The organism is Haloferula sp. BvORR071 (genome assembly GCF_000739615.1).
Classification (GTDB): domain Bacteria; phylum Verrucomicrobiota; class Verrucomicrobiia; order Verrucomicrobiales; family Akkermansiaceae; genus Haloferula.
In genome coordinates this window covers 570,797-580,250 of sequence record NZ_BATP01000003.1, presented here as the reverse complement: position 1 = coordinate 580,250, position 9,454 = coordinate 570,797, and the positions used below count along the sequence as shown (strand labels likewise).

Genomic DNA, 9,454 nt, shown 5'->3' with positions numbered 1-9,454 from the left:
GCCGAGCAAGAGCGGATTGCCAAGGAACGTGCCGAACAAGAGCGGGTTGCCAAGGAACGTGCCGAACAGGAACGCCTTGCCAAGGAGCGTGCCGAACAAGAGCGGGTTGCCAAGGAGCGAGCCGAGCAGGAGCGCCTTGCCAAGGAGCAAGCCGCAAAGGAGCAAGCCGCGAAACAGGCTGCCGCTTCCAAGCCGGTGGTTTCCATCGGCTTGAACTCCGAGCCGGCCCAAGTGGCCAAGGCTGCGCCAATTACGCCGGCGGTGGTGCCGGTGGCGATTCCAGTAGCGGCCGCGGCACCGGTGCAGGCGGCTGCAGCACCACAGGTCTCTCGTACCGCGCCAGCCGAGGCCGCGACTTCGGCGCGACCGGTCGTTTCGATCGGACTCGGTCAGCAGGATCAATTTGCCGCCAAGCCGGCGGCGTCAGATGTCAGGCCGGTTGTCTCGATCGGACTGGGGCAAGTGGATCACTTTGCGCGCCCTGCGCCTGTGGCCGGGGCGATGCCCTCGGCGAGTGCTCCGGCCGCAGCGCCGCAGCCCCAGCAGGCACCGCCATTGGCCGATGCTGCGCCGATGCGCCCCTTTGCCGACCCGGTAGTCGCCCAGGCCGCTGCTGCGCCAGCGCGGCCGATGCAGGCATCACCGGATCCGCGCCCAATGGTTTCTATCGGTCTGGGGCCGCAGGCGACTCCAGCTCCCACGCCAAGGCCCCAAGCCCCCGCCGCGGAGGTGGCCGCGCCCGCACCGCAAGCAAGCCCAACGCCGGAACCTGCCCCTCCAGCGCAAGCGATGCCCGTTCCTCAGCCGCAGCAGGCGGTGGCTCCGGCACCTCAAGCTGCAGCGCCAGCACCTTCCGCCCGTCCGGCGGTCCCGGGGCGCGTCTCAATTGGCCTTTCGGATGAAGCTTTGGCGCTGAATGGGGCTCGTCCCCCGGTCCAAGCGCAGCCTGCGGCCCGTACGGTAGCGCAAGCGGTAGCTGCTGCGGCAGCGGCTGAAGTTTCCTCTGCTCCAGCAACAGTTCCGCAGCCCGCGAAGAAGGGCAAGGCTGTCACCAAGGAGAAAGAGAAGGAGAAGAAGCAGGAGGCGAGGTCCCGCATGGGCTTCGTGCTTTCCATGCTAGTCCTAGTGGCGCTGATCCTAGGGGGAGGAGCTGCCGCGATCTATTTCCTCGATAGCATCAACCGCAATCGCACCGACGCTCATCCGGCGGATAGCGGTGGTCCGCCACCTTCCTCGGTTCAGCAAGTCCGTGAAGACAAGGTCGCCAAGGCTTGGCAAGAAGAGGCAAAGCAGGTGCTGGGCGAGTTCCTGGCGGCCAATACCCCGGCGGGCAAGGCGGCCTTTTCGATCCGTGGGAGTGAGCTCTTGCCGCAGATGAATGCCTTCTACGGCAGGGGTCCGGTCGATGACTCGGACACACCGCTGTCGGGCTTCGCGGCTGCGGATCTGGGGGACGGCGATCACAAGCGCGGCATCTATCGCATGGTCTTCGACCGGCCGCCGCAATTCGAGATGAAGGATTTCTTCGGGCCGCTGGCACCGCTGGAGGTCCAGATGAAGGTCAAGGAGCCGGACCTGCTGCTGTCCTCGCTGGCCCGTGCCGGGAACTTCACCTCGGAGCCAGTGAAGGTGGATGTTTTCTTCAAGCGCGGCGCAGATGGCCTGATGAAGATCGATTGGGACACCTTCGTGCAGACCAAGTATCGCACCTTCCGCAGTTTCTCCGAACTGCCGGATCCAGGTAACAGCGCGGTCTTCCGGGTCTTCGTGATGGAAGACGTGCCGGAGAACGGCCGTGGGACCTTGGGTCACAAGACTTACAAGATTGTGGATCCCGCATATCGCGGGGATTCGGTGCGGGTGGAGGTGCCGGTGGATTCGGAGCTGGGCCGCGCGCTCTCCAAGGTGAACTATCTGGGCGTGAAGGATGCCCGCATGATCACCAAGACCGCGACCTTGGAACTCGAATGGACTCATGAGGCCAGCCCGCGCCTGGCGATCAAGCGCTTCCTGTGCTGGGAGTTCCTCGGCATCGGCGGCGAGGCGGTTCCCGGGGCAAGGGCAGGGCAGTGAGTAATCCCATGAGCCCTGCTTCAGAGACCATCGTGGCACTGGCCAGCGGTGGCGGCACCGCAGCCGTCGCGCTGATCCGCTTGTCCGGTCCGCAGGCTGAATCGATTGCTGATCTCGCTTGTGCGGGAACTGCGGGAAAGGCTGTGGAGCGCCGTGCTACCCGGGCCAAGGTTCGCGATGCGGTCGGGCGGATCGTTGATGACGTCCTTCTAACGGTTTTCCGTGGCAGCCGCAGCTTCACCGGTGAGCCGGTGGTCGAGATCGCCTCCCACGGCGGACGTCTGATCACACGCCGGATCCTGGAGCGACTGTTAGAGTGCGGGGCTCGCAGTGCCGGGCCGGGGGAATTCACCGAGCGGGCCTTTCTCAATGGCAAGCTGGATCTGACCCAGGCGGAGGCGGTGATGGACTTGATCTCCGCCAGCAGCGACCTCGCCCTGCGTGCAGCGCATGAGCAGCTCGAGGGCGGGATTGGCAAGCGCACGGAGCAGTTGCGAGAGGATTTGATCGGTCTAGTGGCTCACCTCGAAGCGTGGATCGATTTCCCGGAAGAGGACATCGATCCGGATACCGGGGAACTTTTCCGGAGCCGGATCGCTGCGGCCAAAGCGGGCATCGCCATACTGCTGGCAACCGCCGATCAAGGCCGGGTGCTGCGCGAGGGTGTGCGGACCGTGATCGTGGGCAAGCCCAACGCGGGGAAGTCGAGCTTGTTGAATCTGCTGCTCGGCTGTGAGCGCGCGATCGTCAGCGATGAAGCGGGCACGACGCGCGACACGATCGAGGAGATGGTGGTGCTGGATGGCGTGCCGCTGCGGCTCGTCGATACCGCCGGCCTTCGCGACGAGGCGGGTGGGGTGGAGCGTGAAGGGATGCGACGGACTTTGTTAGAGGCGGAGCGTGCCGATCTGATTCTGGTGGTTCGCGATGCCACCCTGCCTCCTGCTGAAAGTGAGGTCGAGCTACCGGCGGAGGTGGGTCGAGTAGTCACCGTACTGAATAAATCGGACCTTGGTGTCGATTCCGGATGGTCCGGAAAAACGGGTGTAAAGATATCCTGCGCAACGAGCGATGGGCTTGATGACTTGCGCCATGCGATCCGTCAGTCACTCGATCTGGGTGAAGCGGATTGGGGCGAGCATGCGGTCGCGATCAACACGCGCCATCGCGATTGCTTGCGACGGGCGACGGCTTCGCTGAGTGCTGCGGATGAGCTTTTGTCCGGCGACCAGCCGCCTGAGCTTGCGGCCTTGGAGCTGCGGGATGCGATGGAGGCGCTCGGTGAGATCGCTGGGAAGGTGGATGCAGAAGAGGTGCTCGGCGCGATCTTCAGTCGGTTCTGTATCGGGAAGTGAGAGGGCGAAGGGGCGTCCGTTCATTTGCTTAGGAATATGGATTGGAGGGATGCGGGGACGGCAGGCCCTTTGCTTCCTGGTAGCGCTTGCCGAAGCAGCTTCTCCGGCATTCCATGTCGCGGCTCTCCACTCACCCTCTCATGAACATTGTCGTCCTTACAGGTGCTGGAATTTCCGCGGAATCGGGCGTGCCTACCTTCCGTGGGGCGGATGGCTTGTGGGAGGGATACCGGGTGGAGGAGGTGGCGACGCCGGAGGCCTTTGAGGCGGATCCGCTGCTGGTGCACACCTTCTACAACATGCGGCGGGCGAAGTTGCTGGACGGGACGATCCACCCGAACCCGGCGCATCTGGCGCTGGCGCGTTTGGCGGAATCGAAGGAGCACGAGCTTTTCCTCGTGACCCAGAACATCGATGATCTGCACGAGCGCGGGGGCTCGCCGGAGGTGTTACACATGCATGGCGAGCTGCTGAAGGCCCGCTGCGTGGACTGCGGGGCGGTGAATCCTTGGCGGGAGGAAATGGGACGATCCTCGGTGTGTCGGGCCTGCGGTCATATCGATTGCCTGCGCCCGCACGTGGTGTGGTTCGGTGAAATGCCGATCGGGCTGGATGAGATTGGAAGTGCAATCTCGCGGGCGGATCTGTTCGTGGCTATCGGCACCTCCGGACTGGTGTATCCGGCGGCGGGTTTCGTGTCGCTGGCGCGGCAGGCCGGGGTTCGGACCCTGGAGCTCAATCTGGAGGCGACTGCGGGCAGCAATGTCTTCCACGAGAGCCGCCGCGGCCGGGCGGGGGAGCTGGTGCCGCTTTGGGTCGGCGAGCTGACCGGCGATTGAAACGGTGGAAAGCCCGGGCTTTCCGCAAGGTTCCGTGTTGATTTCCCGTTGAAAGAGCAGACGATTTGGGTCCATGAAGTTTCGCAGCGGAAGTCCGGTCCTCTGGGCGCTGATGGTGGGGTCCGGCTTGTCTGCTGCCCCGGTGGCGAACGAGACGCAGGATCACGCTTCTGAGCTGGGGCGGAACGTGGGCAAGCTGTCCGACGATTCCTACCTGATCCGCGAGACCGCCTACCGCGAGGTTTGGAAGCTCGGTGAGGAGGCGCTTCCCGAACTCCAGAAAGCCGCCGGTGGCGAAGACCCCGAGGCCGCGATCCGTGCCCGCGACCTCACCCGGATGATCGAGCTGGGGGTGTTGCCCGATAGTTCGCCGGAAATTATCAAGTTGGTGGAGCGCTACGACAAGGGCACCCGCGACGTGCGCCGCGATGTGATCCGCGAACTGCGGAACATGCGTGCCTTCCGCCAGATCCTGAAGCTCTACGCACTGGAGAAGGACCGCGAGACGCTGGCGATGCTGGAGGGCGAGGTGAAGGGCGTATCGCTCGACGCGGCCCGCGAATGCCTGAGTGCGCAGCCGCCGGACCTTGCCGGAGCTTTCGATTACCTGAAGATGGCGCGTCCGGAGCCCGCCGAGTTCATGGCGATGGCCAGCCTGCACCGGACGGCGGGGACCTTGGACAAGGCGATTGCCGATTCCGCCGCGGGCAAGGATCACATGCTACGCTTTTGCCTGCTGGCCACTGCCGGAAGGCTGAACGAAGCGGCAGAGGAGGCGGATCAAGCCGGCTTGGAGCAGATCGGCGCCCGCCTGCGGATGCTGGATGGCAATCCCTTGCCGTGGATCGCCGCCGCGCCGGTGCCGCCGCAAGCGCCTGCCATACCGGGGCTGGCCGCCTACCGCGAGATCAGCGCCAAGCTTTGGAAGGGCGAGCCGGTCGAGGGCGAGCCACTGGCCTCGCTGCGCCGTCTGGCCCGCACGGGCGATGAGGATGACCAGTCGCGGGCCCTGATGCTACTCTTCCTGTCCGGCGACCATCAGGAGGCGGAGACCCTGCTGGCCAAAAATTACATGACGGCGGCCTTCACCCACTTCGAGACGAAGGAGCAGGTGGACCGTGCGCTCAAGGTGCTGGGGCTTGATCCCGCGGCACCGGACTACACTGGTTGGGTGAAGAAGCGCTTCCGGATCTTCATCGAGGCTCCGGACTCGGAGAACGAGGAGATCGCCGAGTTGAAGACCTTGGGCTCCTTCTTGGAGCGCCGCGGTCTATTCAAGGAATTGGACGAAGCCTTCGGGCCGCCGCTGGCGGATCTCGCCGCGAAGAATCCGGACGATTTCCTGACGAAGCTCACGAATCTCTTCCCGCAGGGCTCGGAGGACCACTCCTCGCCGGTGGTCCGGCCGGTGCTGAAGGCGGTGGCTGCCTATGGCGGCGATGACGAGCTGCGCTGGGTGCAGGCCGTGGAGCATCTCTTCGACGGCTACGGTTCGCCGGCGCAGATGTGGAATTGGCTGACTGCGATGGAGCCGGCGATGAGCCGGAGCGAGCGTCTGGATCTGCTGTGCCGCATCCACATGATCCTGCCGGATCCCGCCGGCCAACGGGACGAATTTTTGGACAAGGCCTGGAAGGCGATCGAGAAGGCGGAGAAGATCGAGCGCAAGCGGCTGGTGGAAATGCTCACCGGCGCGCTGGTGCCATCGAAGGATGCCGAACTTTTCATGCGTTGCCTGGTGGAGTTGGAGGCCGCGAATGGCAGCCGCTTCGGCTGGGACCGGATCAAGGGCGATGCGCTGATGACCCAAGGAAAATGGGACGAGGCCGCCAAGCTGTGGCTGGAGAGTGCTTCGCGTGAGCCGGGCGATCCCTTCTACCGCGCGCATGCGGCAGCCTGCCTGCGCCGGGCGGGAGACGAGGCGGCGGCGGGCGAACAGGAGAAGCTGGCCGAGATGCTATCGCTTGGCGAGACCCGGGCCCTCTATCAGTGCGGCCATGCCTTTGCCTCGACCGGCGATTTCAAGCGTGCCCGCGAGTGGTGGCAGCGTGCGGCCAATCAATGCACGAGTGATTCGGGATTCTTTTCTGCGGTGCTTCACCAGCTTGCCGAAGCGGCCTGCTCCGATGGCGACTGGAAGGCCGCGTCATCGCTGCACGAAGCTTGGCTTCTGGATATCGCGACGAGCTACGACAAGACCGCCTACAGTGCCAGCCTGTGCCAGAAGTCGCGGGTGGAAGGTGACATGATCCGTGGCTTCGCGAAGCTGGCGGACGATCGTGCCGCGGGGGTGAAGATCATCCAGCCCTGCCTGGATCAGCCTTATGCGGAGACCGTGCTGGCAGACTATTTCTTCGGGCCGATGCGTGCCGCGGGCTTGACCGAGCTGCATGACCAGACCTTTGAGCGGAATTGGCAGAACATGACGGCGCTGATCGAGCGCTTCCCTGCTTGTGAGAACACCCGGAACTCCGCCGCCTGGCTGGCATCCCGCGCCAACCGCCGTCTCGATGAGGCCGAGAAGTACCTCGCCGAGACGCTAAAGACGAATCCCAATCAGGCGGCTTATCTGGATACCATGGCGGAGATCCAGTTCGCCCGTGGTGACCGCGAGAAGGCGCTGGAATTCTCCGGCCGGGGCCTCAAGGAGGAGCCGGACGACCTGCAATTGATCCGGCAATACCAGCGTTTCAAGAGCGCGCCTTTCCCGCCTAAGTAAAATCGCGCATCTGTCGCTCCGAGCTGCACCAAGGGGGATTTTTTCCGTGGCGTGGGGGCTGCTTGAGTGTCATCACCGCCGTCCCGCGACAGGGTGCCTCATCCCGGGCCGTTTATGGGCAACTCCACGGAATCAAACGGGTTTGATTCCGTGGAAGGGGATTTGGCGCATCGCCGCGGGAACTGGAGCATGAATGGATTCAAGAGATTGTGGGGAGGCGGGGCTGTCCGGTTCGGACTGGCCGCGCTGGCGGGTATCGGGATTGCGGATGCACAGGAAAAGGTGACGAGCCGCTATGCGCCCTATGCCGCAGTGGCGAATCTTACAGAGGGCATCTCGTGGCCGAAGGGGCAGGCTCTGCCGACCTTCGCCACACCCGCACCGAGCCTGGACACGGTGATGGTGCAGGATCTTTCGCAGGATGAGCTGATCACCTTCTCCGCACTGCAGGGGCGGGTGAACCGCAAGCAGCCGCGGATCCTGCTCGCGGAGGGCCGGGCGGAGGAAGGCCCCTTTACGTGGACCGATACGGCGGGGCTCAGCTCGCGCACGGCTTTCGAGCGCGACCGGCGCTACGAGCTGGTGGCGAAATATGCCGGCGAGCTCGACGGCGTGGTGCTCTACGATCCGGCGATCAGTCCGCACTACCGGAATCTCGCCGGGACCGTGGCGGCGCAGATGAATGCGATCCCGGTGAATCCGCAGGTGATGGAGGAGTTCAAGAAGGCCGGGATCAATCTCAAGGTGGCTGCCGATCTAACGGGACTGAAGTTCACCAAGCCGCTGGAGATCTATGGCCACATGCTGGAGCGCTACTGGCCGAAGGCGGAGAAGCGCCTGATCGTGAGCGCACGGCCCACTGACCGCGGAGACTACCACCACACGCGCGACATGGCTGCTGCCACCGGCGCGGCGGTGGTGTGGCTGGACACACGGGTGCCGGAGGAGCGGGATATGCTGCGCAAGTTCTTCTCCGGAATGAAGGCGGGCGAGGGGATCGCGCTGGGCTGGTATGCCACCGAGCGCACCGGCATCACGACTGCATCCGAGTTCGGTATCGGCACCATGCCGGCCGACTTCTTCGTGAGCTCCACCATCTACGCGGGCACGGATCATAAGATCCACATGCCGACCGTACCAAAGATGCCCGCGCTGGAGAACAAGGTCTACGTGGCAGTCGTCATCAGCGATGGCGACAACATCCAGTATACCCAGCACGCGATGCGGAAGAATTGGGATCGCATTGCCGAGAGCCGTGGCAAGGTGGCACTGAACTGGACCATCGCGCCGGGGCTGGTGGACATCGCGCCGGTGATCCTCAACTACTACTACGGTAGTGCCACGCCGCTCGATTGTTTCGTGACCGGGCCCTCCGGGATGGGCTACATGATGCCGACGAACACCCTGAACGAACCCGGCGCGCCCGTCGGGGATTCGCTCAAGGATCCGGCGATGATGGATGGCTACACGCGCATGACGGAGACCTACCTGCAGCGCTCCGGGATCCGGGTGGTGACGATTTGGGACGATGCCTCGCCGCCGCTGCGCAAGGCCTATGAGAAGAACTGCCGCAACCTCTACGGCGTGACGGTCCAGAACTTCAAGGACATGCGTTCCGTGGCGGGCAGCATCGAGAACGGGCGGCTGCCCTTTGACAAGCTGGTGATCCCTTATGCGGGTTCCTACCAGCACATGAGCGACTCGCTGAAGAAGGAGGTCCGCGATTGGGACGGCAAGGCTCCGCTCTTCCTCTCCTATCAGGTCGAGGCTTGGAAGGAAATGCGCGCGGACCGGATCGTGGCGCTACGCGATGAGATGGCCCGCGAGTTTCCCGGCAAGGTGGAGTTCGTGCGCGCGGATCACTACTTCAACCTCCACAACGAGGCCAAGGGCCTGCCCTTCAATCTTTCATTGACGGCTGGAGTCACAGCCAAAACAGACGGCGGCAAGACCGATGCGGCGGTGGTGCTCGATGGCTCGGCCTCCACGCTCTGGACTGCGGAGAAGGAAGGCAAGCAGCAGCTCGATCTGGACCTCGGAGGGGACTACTTGGTCAGCCGTTGTGTGATCCGTCATGCTGGTGATGCAGGCTTGGATCCGGCACTGAACACCCGTGAGTTTGCGCTCCAAGCGAGCACGGATGGCAAAAGCTGGAAGACGATTCACGTGGTGAAGGGCAACAAGGACCGGGTGAGCGATTGGGATCTGCCGCCGGTGAAGGCGAAGCAGCTGCGGGTTCTGATAAACAACGCCGGTGCTGACGGGAAGGCGCGGATCGGCGAGGTGGAGGTCTTCGGGAAGCGGGTTTGAATCCGCTTTCTCGCGCCGCGGAGCAGGTTCATGCTCCGCGCCGTGCAAGAGGAAAGCCCCGCGAGGACCGAGTGCTATATCTTCGCCCACGGCCCTTACCGGCGCGGGGCCTCGCAGGGGTATCAGCTCGCGGACGTTCACCTCTACTGCGCGAAGTC

Annotated in this window: 4 protein-coding genes and 1 pseudogene; all 5 read left to right on the top strand. The window is 64.1% G+C overall.

The genetic code is table 11. From position 1 onward, the window contains the following. Positions 1 to 2,073 (top strand): annotated as a pseudogene (locus tag BV071_RS03245) (hypothetical protein); the annotation flags it as partial. 8 nt (positions 2,074 to 2,081) lie between these two features. Beyond that, positions 2,082 to 3,428 (top strand): tRNA uridine-5-carboxymethylaminomethyl(34) synthesis GTPase MnmE, encoded by a 1,347-nt coding sequence (gene mnmE, locus BV071_RS03240; protein WP_035601852.1) that lies wholly within the window; start codon positions 2,082 to 2,084, stop codon positions 3,426 to 3,428. A 140-nt stretch (positions 3,429 to 3,568) separates the two neighbouring features. Beyond that, on the top strand, positions 3,569 to 4,267 hold the full coding sequence (locus BV071_RS03235; protein WP_052572811.1) for an NAD-dependent deacylase: 699 nt from the start codon (positions 3,569 to 3,571) through the stop codon (positions 4,265 to 4,267). Between the two features lie 73 nt (positions 4,268 to 4,340). After that, positions 4,341 to 6,986 (top strand): hypothetical protein, encoded by a 2,646-nt coding sequence (locus tag BV071_RS03230; RefSeq protein ID WP_035601846.1) that lies wholly within the window; start codon positions 4,341 to 4,343, stop codon positions 6,984 to 6,986. A gap of 189 nt (positions 6,987 to 7,175) precedes the next feature. Then, on the top strand, positions 7,176 to 9,296 hold the full coding sequence (locus BV071_RS03225) for a discoidin domain-containing protein (protein ID WP_035602119.1): 2,121 nt from the start codon (positions 7,176 to 7,178) through the stop codon (positions 9,294 to 9,296). Positions 9,297 to 9,454: the final 158 nt, after the last annotated feature.

Coding starts and splice junctions, on each gene's coding strand:
- mnmE (WP_035601852.1), top strand. CDS start 2,082: ATGAGCCCTGCTTCAGAGACCATCGTGGCACTGGCCAGCGGTGGCGGC.
- BV071_RS03235 (WP_052572811.1), top strand. CDS start 3,569: ATGAACATTGTCGTCCTTACAGGTGCTGGAATTTCCGCGGAATCGGGC.
- BV071_RS03230 (WP_035601846.1), top strand. CDS start 4,341: ATGAAGTTTCGCAGCGGAAGTCCGGTCCTCTGGGCGCTGATGGTGGGG.
- BV071_RS03225 (WP_035602119.1), top strand. CDS start 7,176: ATGAATGGATTCAAGAGATTGTGGGGAGGCGGGGCTGTCCGGTTCGGA.